We start from the raw sequence: 16333 nt of genomic DNA, 5'->3' as shown, positions 1-16333 counted from the left end.
TAAACATTCTGGCCGTTAATTATAAAATCGATTAATGGCTAATCATATTTCCTCTTTTTTACTACTCTATAAGATCTCTACGTTTTACTTAATAAATAATTATTTTAGTCAGCAAGCGCTAACTTTTATAAAAAGTATTCATAAATATAATAAGCCAACTCTGATCCAAAGCGTTGGAGATAACTTAATAACTATTATTTCTGCTCAATAAAATAATAAAACATATTTCATTTATAGTATGTTATTTAGAATAAATAAGTGAGTAATAACTTTTAAATAGTAGAGCTATTTTAAAAAAATTGAGGAACGGGGTTTTTGGATATAAAGGTCGATTCTTTTGATGGTAATAATAGTGATTTTTATAATTAATTTTCCATTAAGACTTTACGAAGCTTAACCAATAAAGTGGCTAAAAAAGTTGCGAGAAATTTTTCTATCTTTATACTACTCTACTCTTTTAAGTAAAAAATTCTGACTGAATTTTTGCAAGTTTGCATATAAATTTAAATAAAAAAATATTAATTGGCGAGATCGTCTAGATGTACTGTAATTTCCAAAAGCCAATATGGGCAACATATATTTTAAATTCGTCAAAGTTGAGCTCCCAATATTCATTTTTTACTATATTTTGTTTTTTATCGAAATCAAGCAGAATTCTGCGTTTTTTTTTACAATCCTTTTGCCGTTCTTTTTTATCTCGGCGGATTTTATTAGGGTTAATAATGGTTGCTTTTATGCAACTATCCTTTTCTAGTCAAGCATTAACATCTGAAACATCAAATCTTATTCATGGTCATGCGCCTCATTTTACCTTTGATGGAGGAGGGACTCGTGTGACTAACACCGATAGCCTGCTCGGGATAACCCTCTCTAATGGAACTAAATACACTCCTACAACAAATAATTCATTTATTAAGCCAATCGAATTACCAAATTTAGGTGAAACGTTCGCTAATATCGACATGTTAGTGCCAACTGATACTTATTCAATAAATTTAAGTTCACTTGTCGCAGAACCATATAATTATTTTGGAGATGATGATGGCGATGAGAATGTTACCGCTACTGGTTCTTTAACATTATCTATCGTAGATAAAAATAATCAATCGGTTGCACGTAATGCAACATTAGATATCTGTAAAGCGCCATACAAATTAACATTATCAAATACTGATGGCGCCTTAACTACTCGTTATGGCTTTCCAAATAGTAATACTTTTAACGCGAGTAATACAACTTATTATATCAATCCTAAAATATCGCCAAAAGTATGTTTTGCTAAACCCAATTTATTATATGGTTCAAAAGTAACAAATATGGGGCATTTTGCAGGTCCTCCATCCATTTGGGATCCTGAAAATGGGTTTATTACCCAGTCGTTTGATTCGACCACTTATGGTTTAAACTTCCCAACGACAGGCGCCGATGGTTTATATTTTGATTTAATTATAGGTGGTGTTGCTCAACCCTTAAAATGGGAAGAGGTTGAACGCGAAGGTATTAAAGCAACGATGACACCAGATCCCTCAGGTACAAGTGTACGAGTTAAACTGACAGGTCCTGTTGCTACTGAGTGGGAATCAGATTCTCCTGATAATATATATAACCCTTCTTTGCCCCAGACTTTCGAGTTAGTTGGTCGAGACAGTAGTGATAATGAAGTGATTAAATACGGTTTCCAGTTAAAACAATGGTTCGTCAATCGAGGCCCTAAAAATTACAGCTATCAACAAATATCGTGGTGTGAAAAGATTGGTTATCGTATTACTGAAGTAAAGGATTTAACTAATGCAATTTGCCCATCAAATAATTATAGATGTCAAGGTTTTGTTGGTGCAACTCCTTCATCATCTGATGGTTATTATGAACGTAACATCGGTGCAGGTTTATTTGCAGAGTGGGGATCTATGGGTGATTACAATGCCAACTTTAATGACTTCCAAACCTCCCTTAGGTGGTACTGGACAGATGAGGTTCTCAACCAGGGCAATGATTATGATAAGAATTATCGGTATATAGTTTCTGCGAGATATGGTCATGTAGATTTAACAGGAAATTGGGGTGGCGGTGGAGTTAATCTTGTCTGTGTCTCTCATTAGCGGTTTAGTGGTATTGTAATGCGTAATCCATACGCCTAAAATCAAACAGATTTATTTTTGATAAATAAAAAACTCACTTATTTCTCAATAAGTGAGTTTGGTTTAATAGTAATCAACAACCATTATTTTATTGGACGCATTGTCGGGAATAAAATGACATCGCGAATAGTATGACTGTTGGTAAATAACATTACAGTTCTGTCAATACCGATCCCTAAGCCAGCAGTTGGTGGTAGGCCATGTTCTAATGCGGTGATGTAATCTTCATCATAGAACATTGCTTCATCGTCACCGGCATCCTTTTGTGATACTTGATCGGCAAAACGTTGCGCCTGATCTTCTGCATCATTAAGTTCTGAGAAACCATTACCAATTTCTCGTCCACCGATGAAAAATTCAAAGCGGTCAGTGACAAATGGGTTTTCATCATTACGACGAGCCAGTGGTGATACTTCAGCTGGATATTCGGTGATAAAAGTTGGTTGTATTAAGTTAGCTTCAGCAACTTCTTCGAAAATTTCAGTTACAACTCGACCTAATCCCCAACCTTTTTCTACTTTGATTCCCACATCTTTGGCAATTGCACATGCTTTATCAAAATCATCTAAATCCGCATTATTCGTTTCTGGACGATAATGACAAATTGCTTCACGCATCGTCATTTTGATAAATGGTTTTCCAAAATCAAAAGTATGTTCGCCATACTGTACAACTGCATCACCAGTTACTGCGATAGCTAAACGGCGGAATAATGCTTCGGTTAATACAATTAGGTCTTTATAATCGGCATAAGCCATATACATTTCCATCATTGTAAATTCTGGATTATGTCGTGGTGATACCCCTTCATTACGGAAGTTACGATTAATTTCAAATACTCGTTCAAATCCACCAACAACTAAACGTTTTAAGTAAAGTTCTGGCGCAATCCGTAAGTACATATCTAAATCTAGCGCATTATGATGAGTAATAAACGGTTTTGCTGAAGCTCCACCAGGAATCACTTGCATCATTGGTGTTTCAACTTCCATAAAGTGGTTTTCAAGCATAAAGTTGCGAATTTCAGTCACCACTTTTGAACGAGCAATAAAGGTATCTCGAGATTGTTGGTTAGTAATTAAATCAAGATAACGTTGACGATAACGCATTTCTTGATCGGCTAAGCCATGGAACTTATCTGGTAATGGGCGTAGTGCTTTTGTTAATAAGCGAATTTCTTGACAATGGATTGAAAGCTCACCAGTTTTGGTTTTGAACAAATAACCTTTAGCACCAACAATATCACCAAGATCCCATTTTTTAAATTGTTCATTATAGTAATTTTCTGGTAGATCATCACGAGTGACATAAAGTTGGATTTGTCCAGTTACATCTTGTAGTGATACAAATGATGCTTTTCCCATAATACGGCGCATCATCATGCGACCAGCAACAGTAACGATAATTTTATTTTCGATTAGCTCTTCGTTAGTTTTATCATCATACAATTTATGAAGATCGCTTGAGATTGCATCACGACGAAAATCGTTTGGGAAAGCAATGCCTTGTTCGCGAATTGCAGCTAGCTTTTCACGACGTATTGTAAGCTCGTTGTTTAACTCTTCAATATGGTTTTGTTGCTCTTGCTGTGTTGACATAATATTACCTTTTATTTATCACCAAACAGGGTTATAAACCTGCTTTTAAGCTTTCTTCAATAAATTGATCTAAATCACCGTCTAAAACGGCTTGAGTATTACGGGTTTCGACGCCGGTACGTAAATCTTTAATTCTCGAGTCGTCAAGTACATATGAACGGATTTGACTACCCCAACCAATATCGGATTTATTTTCTTCCATCTGCTGTTTTTCGGCATTCTTTTTCTGCATTTCCAGCTCATAAAGTTTCGCTTTGAGCTGTTTCATCGCTTGATCTTTATTACTATGCTGAGAGCGATTGTTTTGACATTGAGTCACAATCCCTGTTGGCACATGGGTAATACGAACAGCAGATTCAGTTTTATTAACGTGCTGACCACCTGCACCAGATGCGCGATAAACATCAATACGTAGATCGGCAGGGTTGATATCAATATCAATATTATCATCAATTTCTGGATAGACAAATACCGATGCAAATGATGTATGACGTCGGTTACCTGAATCAAATGGACTTTTACGAACTAAGCGATGAACGCCAGTTTCGGTACGTAACCAACCATAAGCATAATCACCAGATACCTTAATAGTGGCCGATTTAATGCCTGCTACGTCACCATCTGATACTTCCATCACTTCGGTACTAAATCCTTTTGATTCAGCCCAACGGAGATACATTCTAAGTAGCATTTCCGCCCAATCTTGTGCTTCAGTGCCACCTGATCCAGATTGAATATCTAAATAACAATCAGCACTATCATAATCACCTGAGAACATTCGACGGAACTCGAGGCCAGCTAGTTTTTTTTCTAATTGCTCTAGTTCTAGATTTGCTTCATCAAAAGTATCTTGATCTTCTGCTTCAACAGCAAGTTCAAGTAAGCCTTCAACATCATCAAGTCCTTGATCTAATGAATTAATGGTATTGATGATCTCTTCAAGCATTACTCGTTCTTTACCTAATGCTTGTGCTTTTTCTGGATCTGCCCAAACTTCCGATTGTTCTAATTCAGCATTGACTTCCTCAAGACGTTCTTTCTTGAGATCGTAGTCAAAGATACCCCCGAATCACATCTGTTCGCTCGGTTAATTCGGCTATTTTCGATTTGATAGGATTAATTTCAAACATATTATGCTGTTTTGTAAATTTTTAAGTTTTTTAATTAATCCTGCATTGTAACGGATTTAAGTATAACTTAGCAATTACCAATTTGCTTACATCATTGATAATAATGTAAATGAATAATAAATAAAAAATGACGCGTATTGCGTCATTTTTATAATGTGATTTTTCTAAATGAGCTTATTTTTTCGCTTCTGCGTATAATTCAGCTACTTTATCCCAGTTAATAACATTCCAAAATGCACCGATGTAATCAGCACGGCGGTTTTGATATTTTAAATAATAAGCGTGTTCCCAAACATCAAGCGCTAAAATTGGTGTGCCAGAAACGCCTGAGAATTTTTCACCCATAACTGGGGAATCTTGATTAGCAGTTGAAACCACTTCTAGCTTATCATCTTTCAATACTAACCATGCCCAACCAGAACCAAAACGAGTTGCCGCAGCAGCTGAGAATTTTTCTTTAAACGCATCAACTGAACCAAAGTCTTTTTCAATAGCAGCTTTTAGTTCACCTTTAAGTTCAGTTCCAACTTTTAATAATTCCCAGAATAGGGTGTGGTTAACATGACCACCAACATTATTTTTAACACCAGTAACTTTGTCTGCAGGGACTTTGTCTAGATTTTTTAGTAATGTTTCAGGGCAAAAGTCTTTAACTTCGGTAGGTAACGATTCCAATAATGCATTAGCATTATTTACATAAGTTTGATGATGTTTATCATGATGAAGATGCATTGTTTCAGTATCAATATAAGGCTCTAAAGCATCATAAGCATAAGGTAAAGGGGGTAATGTATAAGCCATGAAATTGCTCCTTTCATTTATTAAGTATTTTTAACTCATTTATACTATCGAGTATACGGTCTATCAATATATCCCACAAACTATTGTTTAGATAGCTTATGACTATCTAATTTAATATCATTGTCGTATGATTTTTATACTTCGTTTGGCTGCGTTAAATAAGGTGTATACATCATAATTGCATGATTTTCGCTAATGAGTTTTTCCTCTATTTGATTATCGAGCAAATGGGTTTTACGTTGCCATATCTTGTTGTGTCTAGTGTATCCGCCCCACCATTGTTGTTCAATAACGTGATCGGTTTCGAATATTTCATAGTGATAAGATAAAGGTGTATTGGCAAGCAGTTCACCATGTAAATATTCATCATCTAACCAAAGATTAAGTCGGTACGTTGTATTGGTTTTATTGAGTAATTGTAAATCGATATAGTTATAAGAAAGTGTTGCACCACAAGCAAATGGAATAGTACGGTTAACATCCGGAAAAACATCAAAACTATGACGCCATCGTTCAATAATGGTTAAATCTGAATGTAATACCATCCAGTAAATCAAATTGCCAAGTTGGCATAAACCACCACCAATATCTTTGCCGATTTGGCCATTATGTAATGAGAGACCTTCTAAAAAGCCGCGTTTCTTAGATGGTCGACCAACTTTTTGCCAAATTGAAAATCGTTGATTGGGCTTAATTATCGAACCGTCGAGCTGTTCAATTGCTAAGCGAAGGTTAGTAATTTTGTTATATTGCAAATACATATCAACATCTTTCAGTTGCCTTAACAATACCGATTGATGTTTTTTATGAGAATAGTTGCAAGTATTATTATTCTTATCAATTACACTATAGGCGTGACGGTTGCGCCACCAATCTAGTTTACGTTTGAGAATAAAATACTCCTTACCTAATTTTAACCTTAAATTACTGCGTTTTTTAGGTTTATCTACAATAGTGTTTTGCATACAACAATCATCCTAACTACTAAATTGCTTATTTTTTTATAAGTGATAAATAATTAAGGCTTAATTTATCTAAAAAGCCAAACAGTTTCTGATTCATTTCAGAATAATCATGGGAACGAAGTTGGCTAGGTGTATCAACAAAACGATATTTTGCTGCTTGATTAAGATCACTTTCTGAGTGAGCAATCAGTTGTTCAACAACATCTAAAGTTAACTCCATATGACATTGAAAACCATATACTAAAGGACCATAAGCAATGATTTGTCGTGGGCAGCCTTCACTATAGGCAATAATTTGTGCTTCTTGGGTTAAACCAGGCATGTCATTGTGCCAATGGCCGACAGCTAAACCCTTGCCAAAATCAACAAATAAAGGATTATTTTTACCTATTTCAGTTAAGGTGATAGGGAACTTACCGATTTCCTTTTCCGGACTATGACCATGTGGGGCTCCTAAAGCTTCACCAATTAATTGTGAACCAAGACAGACGCCAAGTACGATTTTTTTTGAATTGATAGCCGATAATATTACTGCTTGTTCCGCTAGCGAGTCAAAATGAGGGCACTCTTGTTTGGTTGTTGCTGGTGATTGTGGGCCACCCATAATAATCAACATATCAATATTATCTACATTGTTGGGAAGAGGTTCACCAAGATAAACACGAGAATAACTAATGGTATAATGATGTTCTTTAGCCCATTGCTCATAAGCTCCAGGAGCTTCGAAATCTTCATGAATAATAAAATGCAAATGCATTGGTAAATCTCCTTTAACCTAACTATTATCGTTCAGAGTACTCAATTGCCATTAGATATGAATATGGAAAATTAAGCGCAATAATTATTATGAATCTTTTATTAAGAAAGACAATAGCAAAGATATTAGTAGGCGATGAACGAATGAGTTATAGAACAGAGAATAATAGGCATAAAAAAATCTGCTTGAGCAGATTTCAACTTTCGGAAAGTTGGCTCCTCCAACAGGACTTGAACCTGTGACATACGGATTAACAGTCCGCCGTTCTACCGACTGAACTATGGAGGAACCGAAATGTAGCGCGCATATTATAGATTTAATGACGCTATGTCAATAGTTAAATTGTTTAAAATGCGTTTTTTGTACCAGATTATCTCGATTATTATGCTTCAAGTATTTGGATTGTCTTGAATAATGTCTTTTGTCTGAGTAGTTGTTGTGGATGTGATCCTAGTTCTCCTTCAGGGATCGTTTGATTTAATGCTTGATAATATTTGATCCAATAAGGCAGAATTTGGCCTGTGGCTAAATCGCTAAAGTTCATAGGATAACGTTGAAAATAATCTTCACCAGATGGGTACTTGAAGGCATAAGTAATCAGTTCACTACAGTAAAACCCTTTATCATCTTCGCGAAAACTATGGTTATAAGGCAATCCTAGACAGGTTTGTACTCGCATTAATGCGTTTTTAATGACGGAATCATTAAAAATGGTTGCGACTAAATTATATTGAGCGCTAGCTAAAAAGTTGTTAAGGGGCTGTTGGATTACCCCATGTTTTTGAGTGGCTTCAATGACGATATTATTGCCAATATATAAACCAACATGGCTTATCTGATTGATTATCTCATCCGAGCTAAGCTGTGAACCAGAATGCGTAATCGCTTTATTAAATTCGCTTTCTTCATGCTGGGATTGAAAAATAATATCGCCAGATTGCATTGTTATTGATTTTTTTTCGCGTGATGACGCCATAATGAAAACATGACACAAGTTGCGATGATAAATTTAAGTGCATCAACACCAACAAAAGGTAAATAACCTACTTGTATCGCTTCGCTAAGGGAAATATGTAAATACCCCATTAAATAGACCACACCAAAGACAAATAATAATTGGTGTGCACAAGCAAAGGCAACTAAGCCTAACAGAAAACGACGATCGTAACCTTTCTCTGCTGCATATCCAGCTAAATAAGCACTAAATACATAACCATATAAATAACCAGCAGAAGGAGAAGCAAGCGCCATAATGCCACCACTACCATTGGCGAAAAGTGGTAATCCTAATGCACCTAAAAAAAGGTATTGAAGAATTGCTAAAGCACCTAATTTACGCCCCAAACAAGCTCCGATCAGAAGCACGCCTAATGATTGTAGACTGAATGGTACCGGATAGGTTGGAATACTGATATTTGCGGCAACGCCTAGCAGCAATGCGGCACAAGTAACTGCGCACAACTTGCGTTGCCAAGAGGATAAGTTGAATAGTGTATTAATATAAGTTGGATAGTACGTTGTTAATTGCTGTTTCATTATTTTCTACCATTAAAAGCTAAATAGTAGCGTCATAATAATACAAAAACAAATTATGTAAACTATTTTCTTGTAAAATAGTTTACATTTGTTTAGGGAATTTTTTTAAACTAAAAAAGGATTTGTCATTCGTTCATTGCCAAAGCTCGACATCGGACCATGGCCAGAAACAAAGATAAAATCATCACCAAGCGGAAATAGTTTATTTGTGATAGAGGAAATTAAATCGGCATGATTTCCTCGAGGAAAGTCGGTACGGCCAATGCTACTTTTGAATAAGACATCACCGACAAAAGCAATTTTATCTTTGGCATTGATAAATACGATATGGCCAGGAGTATGGCCAGGACAGGACAGAACATCAAGTGTAATGTTACCCACTTTAACTTGTTCCCCTTCAGTTAACCAGCGATCAGGTAAAAAACTATCCGTATAAGGAAAGCCAAATTGCATACATTGTTGCGGTAGTCCAGAGAATAAAAACTCATCTTCTTGACTAGGGCCAATGATCTTAACATTATAGTGATTAGCTAACGCTACGGCAGCGCCAACATGATCTAAATGGCCATGAGTAAGCAAGATTTGCTTGATATTTACGCCTAGTTTTTCCACTGCTTTTCTAAGCAGTTCAGGCTCTCCACCAGGATCAATAAAGGCAGCCTCGTTTGTTTTATCACACCAAATAATGCTACAATTTTCTTGAAAAGCTGTAACTGGAATGATCTGATATTGAAACATATAATTCTCCCTTAATTGCTTAGCGCCGATTCGTTAAATTTTTACCATCTTGTGTGTTTAGTTGCGCAAAAATCATGCTTGATAGCATAGTCACAATACCTAGTATAACAAAGGTTAATTGAAATGCGTGAATAGTAGTTGTTGAATTGCTGAATAATCTTACTAATACCGCACCAAAACCAGTGCCAAAGCTAATGGCTAATTGCTGATTAACCGCCATTAAACTATTACCACTGCTGGTGCTTTCACCTTGTAAATTAGCTAATGTTATACTATTCATTGAGGTAAATTGCATTGAATTGATTCCGCCAATGCAAAATAGCAAAATGCCTAATATTACTAATGGTGTCGCTAAGTTTATTAATGACATTAAAAGAATCAGAATTCCAGCTAAGATGGTATTAGCAACCAATACAAAACGGTAACCTAAACGAGCAAGAATCCGCGTAATAAAAAATCTGGTACAAATTGAAGCAATCGCCATGGGGACTAACATCATGCCAGCAAAAATAGCTGAATAACCAAAGCCAACTTGTAGAAATAGTGGAATAAGGAAAGGCACGCCAGAAATGCCCAATCGACAGACTAAATTACCGATAATACCAATTTTAAAGGTGCGGATAGTAAATAATGATAGTGGAAATAGTGGCCCAGATTTTTTTTGCGCATAGGTTCGATAAATAAATAAAAAAATCAGACTGATGACGACAAGCGTTATTGGTAAATAATATTGTTGACCTTGATTTAAAGATTCAACACTAAGGGTAGCACTGATAAAAGTAATAACGATAAAAAGAAAACCAAAAAAATCAAAAGGCATATGTTTGCCTTTAATGTTAGGCATATACTTTAAGCTAATAAATACCCCTAAAACCCCAATTGGCAAGTTAATCAAAAATACCCAATGCCAACTTACCATATCGACTAGATAACCGCCTAAAACCGGCCCTAGTACTGGTCCGATTAATCCTGGAATTGTTGCGGTATTTAATGCCGCTAAAAACTCGTTACGTTTAAATGCTTTAATCAAAACTAAGCGAGAAACCGGTACCATCATTGAACCGCCAATACCTTGAATTACTCTTGATATATCTAAGAAAATTAATGAATTGGATAAAGCACACAGTAATGAACCTATTGTAAAGAGTAATACTGCCAGTACAAAGATATTTCGGGTACCAAATTTATCTGAAAGAAAGCCACTTACAGGAATAAACAGTGCTAATGTTAGTGCATAACAGATTACCGCTGACTGCATGTTCAGGGGGGATTCATTAAGATCTTTGGCCATAGTTGGCAAAGCAGTATTTAGAATTGAGGTATCGAGTGATTGCATAAAAAAAGCAAATGCAGCAATCCAAGGTAATATACGATAGACAAAAGGTGGTAATTGTAGTTCGCTATTCATTTTGTTCAGCCTAAAATTGATTGATATGCTGGAAGCAGAGGAATTTTATTAATCCTAAGATTATACCTCTCATACTCATCGGGTATGATTGAGTAAGAGAGCTAATGAATGCTATTTTACAATATTCACTGTTAATTACTGGATTTTTTCTTATTTTTAACGGGTTTTCCTTGCCAATAACCAGCCAATAGTGAACCAGAAATATTGTGCCAAACAGAAAAGACCGCAGCAGGCAGTGCCGATAATGCTGAAAAGTAGGTTGTACCTAATGTTGCAGCTAACGCAGAGTTTTGCATACCTACTTCTAAAGACATAGTTCGACAAGTGGACTCGTCAAAACCAAATAAACGACCGCCCCAATAACCACCAAGTAAACCAATACCATTATGAATAATGACGGCAAAGATAACGGTTATACCTACTTGAGCAATGAGAGCATGACTACCGGCAACAACAATACAAATAATTAATAAGATACAAAGCATCGACAACAGTGGTAAGAATCGTTCACATTTTTTTACCAAAGGGTTTAAAAAATGGTGGACAATTAAACCTAAAAGAATAGGGACGAGCACAATTTGGACAATATGTACCAACATATCCCAAACCGGAACTTCAACGGTAGTACCCACTAACAATAATGTGAGTAATGGGGTGACTACAACGCCAACCAGTGTTGATACCGATGAAATAGTAACTGATAATGCTACATCACCTTTAGCTAGATAAATCATTACATTAGAGGCGGTACCACTAGCAACACTCCCCACAAGAACCATGCCGACTAATAGCTCAGGTCGCATAGTGAATAGTTTAGATAAGATTAACGCAGTCACTGGCATTACAATATAATGCAGTAAAGTACAAATTATGACTGCTTTCGGTTTGGTGACGACGCGTTTAAAATCATCAATACTTAACGTTACGCCCATGGTAAACATGACAAACATTAATAATTGTGATGTATGTGGTCGCACAGGCAGAAAGGTATCAGGTGAAAAATAGGCAGCTATTGCACAAAGAATTGCCCATAAAGGAAATAATCGAGTTAATGAAATAATGGATTGTACAAAAAGTTGACTATAGCGCTGCGACATAAAACATCACCTTTTCTTGATAAATCATTAATAATTAAATGGTTATCTTTTGATTGGATTTGTAATTTCCATTCTATTAATTCTACTAAATAGCGTCAAGGTATTTGTTAAGATAGCGTTAATTATTTGTGAAGGCTGTTCTGTTCGCAATTGACTAAGAATATTAAAAATATCGACAATGTTTTCGGGGCGATTTATTTGTCCTTGGCGACCGCTTAATGGCATATCTGGAGCATCAGTTTCCAACACTAAACTTTCCAGCGGTAATTTTGCAATGGTTTGGCGAGTTTTATTGGCTCTGGTATAACTTATTACTCCACCAACACCAATATAATAGCCTAATTTAATAAATTGCAGTGCTTGTTGATAGCTACCTGAAAAGCCATGGATCACCCCACGACATGGCAAATTAGCTTGATGTAATTCATGATAGATAATGTCGTGTGTTTTGCGTGAATGGATTAAAACGGGTAAATCATAGCGCTTGGCTAATACTAATTGAGCTCGAAAAAAATCTAGTTGCTGTTGCCAATCAACAGATTGGTCATAACGGTCTAAGCCAATTTCACCAATGGCAACTAATTTTGTAGGGTGAGTACTAACTATATCTGATAGTTGTTCAAGATCAGCCGGCGAGTGTTGATAGATAGGGTGTAAACCGAGTGCAGCATAAAGTTCACTATATTGCTCGGTGAGTTGTAATATTTGACTAAAATGTGTTGCTGATACAGCAGGAATAATTAAGCTATTAATTTTAGCTTGGCGAATATTATTGATTGAATTCTCGAGATCGGTAACAAAAGCAGGAAAATTGAAATGGCAATGCGTATCGATAAACATAGTGCCTCCTATTCTTCGACTTGATGTAATAATATCGGCAATAAATATCGCTGAGCAAACTGTATTATTTGTTCTATTAGATCATCGGTTAATTCGGGATAAAGCCTTGCGTAATAACTATCACATTCTGCGGTAAGAAATTGGCCACCTTGCCAAGTGGTTAATAATTTGCTTATTGCTTTTTCACTGAGTTCAATTTGTCCAGTTTTTGGATTATATGCAGCAAGCAACCAGCTCCATGCGCTTTGTAATGGCATTAATAGTGGTTGGTTGACACCTTTTATAAAACCTTCAACGAGATCCGTTAATAGGGTTAACGCTTGTGGGGCATCAATGTGTAAAAATCGCCATTGGTTGTCTTCTCGGCCATATAAGCGACTTTGGCTGTCGGTTTTATCCCAATTCAAAATACAATAAATTAAGTGATCAATCCATAATGAAATACCATCACGAATCGAGAGTTTAGCTGGGCGCCAAGTTAAAAGACCATCTGCTTGAATGTGGGTTAGCCAACCTTGTAATTGATAATGTTGTTCATCTATCGAAATAGTTAAATTTACCTCTAAGGTTGATGGATTAGTTCTCTCTTCAATGATTTTATTGGCTAAAGGTTGCAGTGCTTCACACAATTCATCATAAATAATCTCACCAAATGCACCGTCTGGTAACTCACCAGTTAGCTTAAGCCGTTGGTAAAAGTTATCACAGCCTTGCGAGTCCTTAGCAATCATTTCATTTAAAATCTGTAGATTAAGTTGATAGCGTTTTAAGTTATCTAGGCTAAAGTTTTCAGCATCGGGCAAGGTGTTATCTAAATAATTAACATAAAAATTAAAGCGTTTTTGTAAGAAAAACCGAATAGAGTGTTGATAAAAACGTTTTAATTCATCTAGATTGATATTATCTACAATGACTTTGGTAATATCGCTGATAAATGATTGGGTTTCTCCCGCTTTTAACGCGGCAGGTAACCACTCATCAGCATAACTTTTAGGTTCATTTAAGAAATTTTGTGGATTAAATGGTGTGCGAGTATGCAACGTTCTTAAGTTATCAATTAAAGAATTGTTTTTATCTGAATCTTTATCAGTAGCATCATGATAATACTGCACAATATAATCCCAAAGCTCATCGACTAATACTGATGGATAACGTTCGCTATCATCTTTCATATCTCGACCTATATAACTGATATAGAGTTGATCTTGTGCAGATAAAATAGCTTCTAAAAACAGATAGCGGTCGTCAATACGTCGACTACGATCACCTCGACGAGGGTTTTGAGCAATTAAGTCAAAATCTAAAGGTAAAGATGTTCTTGGATAATCACCATCATTCATGCCTAATAAACATACTAATTTAAAAGGAATCGAGCGCATTGGCATCATAGTACAAAAGTTTATCTTACCGACTAAAAAACGATGGGCTAGGTGATTTTGCTCCAATCGTGATTGCATCGCATCATGTAAAATAGTTATTGAAATTTGATCGGTAAAATTAGCATTTAAACCACTGCTAATCAGTTTTTGCCACTCTTCTTGAATCATTAATAAAATTGATTCACGTGAGTCATTACTAACAAAAAAATCATTAATCAGTTCAATACAGCAGCCTTGCCATTCAGTTAATGGCTTGTCTTCACTGAGAATGGTTAACCATTTACGTACGGATTTTATAAATTCTGCTAACTGACCAATTAATTCAGCATCTAAGCCGGTAGCACCATCATAAGCTAGTATCTGTTGCCAACCACCTTGTTCACTATTCATGGTATAACCAAGTAATAACCGTTCAAGGCCAAATAGCCAGCTGTGAGCATTTTCTAGACCAAAACGAATACCTGATTCAATAATCCAAGTATGTAATAAAGTTAGTTGTGACTCACTTATGGCAAACTTTTCGGCAATGGCTGGAATTTCAAGTAGATTAAATAACTCTTCAGCGGTAAAGCGGCTTTCAGTAAAGTTTAAAATAGCAAAAAATCCTTGCACCATTGGATCAATGTTACGAGCTTTTTGATCGGAAATTGTGAATGGTAAATAGCGTTGTCCTTCAGCGTTACCGAATACTGACCGAATATAGGGTACATATTTATCGATATCTGAAACCATGATAATACAATCACGTAATTCGAGTGTTGGATCGGCATCAAATGCAGATAATAGATAATCATAAAGTACTTCGACCTCACGCTGTTCGCTATGGCAAGCGTGGAAGGTTACTGATCTATCTGTTTTCTCAATAGGTGCTTTTACATCACTGGTTTGATAAAGTTCTAAAATATCTTGCTGAATTGAATCTAATAAACCTTTTCGCTCATGATCGACAAAAATATCAATATCTTGTTTATTATTGAATTCCTGCAATAAAAATAGGTTATCTCGTCCTAATTTACCCCAAGATGTTAATAATGGGTTAGGAATATTATCAGGTGTATTTTGGATCTCTGATAGCTGTTTTTCTACAATATCGCCCCAATACCATTTGCAAGGATTATTAAACATTAAATGGACATCAATGTGTTGACCAAGTGCTGATAATAATGATAAATAAATTGGTGGTAGTGAGGTAATACCAAAAATATAGACTCGTTTCGGTAACGATTTTAATCTTGTGCAATCGAAATTATTATCTAACAAAATGTCTAACATTTGCTGATAGATATTGGCACGATGATAAGGTTGACTAATTGCAATTAGTTGTCGCCATAATTCAGATTGCCAGATTTCATCTGGATGATTATTTAGTTCAGCTACCGTTTGCTTGCTTTCCCATTTGGCTAACCAGTCAGGGCGATAAACTAAATATTGGTCAAATAATTGTGCGATTCGAGTCGCTAGTTGATACTGTTTTCGTTCTTCTTTATCAATATTAAGATAATGTTTAATGGTATCAAATTCAGGTCGTTCGATAATTTTTGGCAATAGATAATACAAACGCCAAGTCATTGATTCGACATTATAACTATTTTCCTGTGGTGAATTAGGTAACAGAGTTTGGTATAACTGCCAGATAAATTGGCTTGGAAAAAGAAAATCAACATTAGCAACTATCCCTAGATCATTGGCTAATTCAATTTGTAACCATTGTGCCATACCTTGGCTTTGCACCATAACCATATCAGGCATAAAAACCTGTTCTAGCGGATCTCTGCGCATTAATTCGCTAACGAGTGATTTGAGTAAATCGACTTGATTAGAATGATAAATGGTGAACATAGTTACATTAATATTAATAGAATTAATCAGATTATCGCTGATTGCTATTAATAAATCTAGCCATGATTAAATAGTAACTTTTTATAACTAAATAAAATGCCAATAGT

General features: G+C 35.7%; 13 protein-coding genes and 1 tRNA gene. 1 reads left to right on the top strand and 13 read right to left on the bottom strand.

Translation table 11 applies throughout. From position 1 onward, the window contains the following. Positions 1-722 precede the first annotated feature (722 nt). Complete coding sequence (locus RAM17_RS00860) at positions 723-2099, top strand: hypothetical protein (RefSeq protein WP_110446920.1); 1377 nt, start codon at positions 723-725, stop codon at positions 2097-2099. 122 nt (positions 2100-2221) lie between these two features. On the opposite strand, the gene lysS is transcribed toward RAM17_RS00860, so the two are convergent. The 13 genes from lysS to recC all read right to left on the bottom strand — a co-directional run bounded on the left by lysS (position 2222) and on the right by recC (position 16226). After that, positions 2222-3736, bottom strand: coding sequence for a lysine--tRNA ligase (lysS, locus tag RAM17_RS00855; RefSeq protein ID WP_086353725.1), 1515 nt, complete (start codon positions 3734-3736; stop codon positions 2222-2224). Between the two features lie 31 nt (positions 3737-3767). Beyond that, a protein-coding gene (prfB, locus tag RAM17_RS00850) for a peptide chain release factor 2 (protein WP_108720963.1) occupies positions 3768-4866 on the bottom strand; the annotation gives its coding sequence in 2 pieces (ribosomal slippage) (positions 3768-4790 and positions 4792-4866; 1098 coding nt in all). 174 nt (positions 4867-5040) lie between these two features. Beyond that, complete coding sequence (locus RAM17_RS00845) at positions 5041-5667, bottom strand: Fe-Mn family superoxide dismutase (RefSeq protein WP_110446921.1); 627 nt, start codon at positions 5665-5667, stop codon at positions 5041-5043. A gap of 134 nt (positions 5668-5801) precedes the next feature. Continuing rightward, on the bottom strand, positions 5802-6632 hold the full coding sequence (locus tag RAM17_RS00840; RefSeq protein WP_110446922.1) for a VanW family protein: 831 nt from the start codon (positions 6630-6632) through the stop codon (positions 5802-5804). A 28-nt stretch (positions 6633-6660) separates the two neighbouring features. Next, positions 6661-7389, bottom strand: coding sequence for a type 1 glutamine amidotransferase (locus RAM17_RS00835; protein WP_110446923.1), 729 nt, complete (start codon positions 7387-7389; stop codon positions 6661-6663). 212 nt (positions 7390-7601) lie between these two features. Further along, positions 7602-7677 (bottom strand) — tRNA-Asn (locus RAM17_RS00830). A 94-nt stretch (positions 7678-7771) separates the two neighbouring features. After that, positions 7772-8365, bottom strand: a complete 594-nt coding sequence (locus RAM17_RS00825) for a YiiX/YebB-like N1pC/P60 family cysteine hydrolase (protein WP_110446924.1) — start codon at positions 8363-8365, stop codon at positions 7772-7774. After that, positions 8335-8925: a biotin transporter BioY gene (locus RAM17_RS00820; RefSeq protein ID WP_110446925.1), complete on the bottom strand. Its 591-nt coding sequence runs from the start codon at positions 8923-8925 to the stop codon at positions 8335-8337. Before RAM17_RS00820 ends, RAM17_RS00825 begins: the two co-directional genes overlap by 31 nt. Before the next feature lie 105 nt (positions 8926-9030). Continuing rightward, positions 9031-9663: an MBL fold metallo-hydrolase gene (locus RAM17_RS00815; protein ID WP_110446926.1), complete on the bottom strand. Its 633-nt coding sequence runs from the start codon at positions 9661-9663 to the stop codon at positions 9031-9033. 19 nt (positions 9664-9682) lie between these two features. Then, the gene (locus tag RAM17_RS00810; protein ID WP_110446927.1) at positions 9683-11071 is read right to left on the bottom strand and encodes an MFS transporter; all 1389 of its coding nucleotides are present in this window, start codon (positions 11069-11071) and stop codon (positions 9683-9685) included. A gap of 131 nt (positions 11072-11202) precedes the next feature. Further along, positions 11203-12168, bottom strand: coding sequence for a ketopantoate/pantoate/pantothenate transporter PanS (gene panS, locus RAM17_RS00805; RefSeq protein ID WP_086362705.1), 966 nt, complete (start codon positions 12166-12168; stop codon positions 11203-11205). A gap of 42 nt (positions 12169-12210) precedes the next feature. Beyond that, a complete protein-coding gene (locus RAM17_RS00800; protein WP_110446928.1) occupies positions 12211-13008 on the bottom strand; it encodes a TatD family hydrolase in 798 nt (265 codons plus the stop codon). 8 nt (positions 13009-13016) lie between these two features. Beyond that, positions 13017-16226, bottom strand: coding sequence for an exodeoxyribonuclease V subunit gamma (gene recC / locus RAM17_RS00795; RefSeq protein ID WP_110446929.1), 3210 nt, complete (start codon positions 16224-16226; stop codon positions 13017-13019). Positions 16227-16333 lie beyond the last annotated feature (107 nt).

This window comes from Gilliamella apis (genome assembly GCF_030758615.1).
GTDB lineage: Bacteria > Pseudomonadota > Gammaproteobacteria > Enterobacterales > Orbaceae > Gilliamella > Gilliamella apis_A.
The sequence above is the reverse complement of the archived record's forward strand: the minus strand, read 5'-3'. Positions and strand labels throughout refer to the sequence as shown.

Bases quoted from the DNA above. Each gene is read 5' to 3' on its own strand.
- RAM17_RS00815 (WP_110446926.1), bottom strand. From the start codon at position 9,663: ATGTTTCAATATCAGATCATTCCAGTTACAGCTTTTCAAGAAAATTGT.
- lysS (WP_086353725.1), bottom strand. From the start codon at position 3,736: ATGTCAACACAGCAAGAGCAACAAAACCATATTGAAGAGTTAAACAAC.
- RAM17_RS00825 (WP_110446924.1), bottom strand. From the start codon at position 8,365: ATGGCGTCATCACGCGAAAAAAAATCAATAACAATGCAATCTGGCGAT.
- RAM17_RS00860 (WP_110446920.1), top strand. From the start codon at position 723: ATGGTTGCTTTTATGCAACTATCCTTTTCTAGTCAAGCATTAACATCT.
- RAM17_RS00845 (WP_110446921.1), bottom strand. From the start codon at position 5,667: ATGGCTTATACATTACCCCCTTTACCTTATGCTTATGATGCTTTAGAG.
- RAM17_RS00835 (WP_110446923.1), bottom strand. From the start codon at position 7,389: ATGCATTTGCATTTTATTATTCATGAAGATTTCGAAGCTCCTGGAGCT.
- RAM17_RS00810 (WP_110446927.1), bottom strand. From the start codon at position 11,071: ATGAATAGCGAACTACAATTACCACCTTTTGTCTATCGTATATTACCT.
- RAM17_RS00800 (WP_110446928.1), bottom strand. From the start codon at position 13,008: ATGTTTATCGATACGCATTGCCATTTCAATTTTCCTGCTTTTGTTACC.
- recC (WP_110446929.1), bottom strand. From the start codon at position 16,226: ATGTTCACCATTTATCATTCTAATCAAGTCGATTTACTCAAATCACTC.
- RAM17_RS00840 (WP_110446922.1), bottom strand. From the start codon at position 6,632: ATGCAAAACACTATTGTAGATAAACCTAAAAAACGCAGTAATTTAAGG.
- panS (WP_086362705.1), bottom strand. From the start codon at position 12,168: ATGTCGCAGCGCTATAGTCAACTTTTTGTACAATCCATTATTTCATTA.
- RAM17_RS00820 (WP_110446925.1), bottom strand. From the start codon at position 8,925: ATGAAACAGCAATTAACAACGTACTATCCAACTTATATTAATACACTA.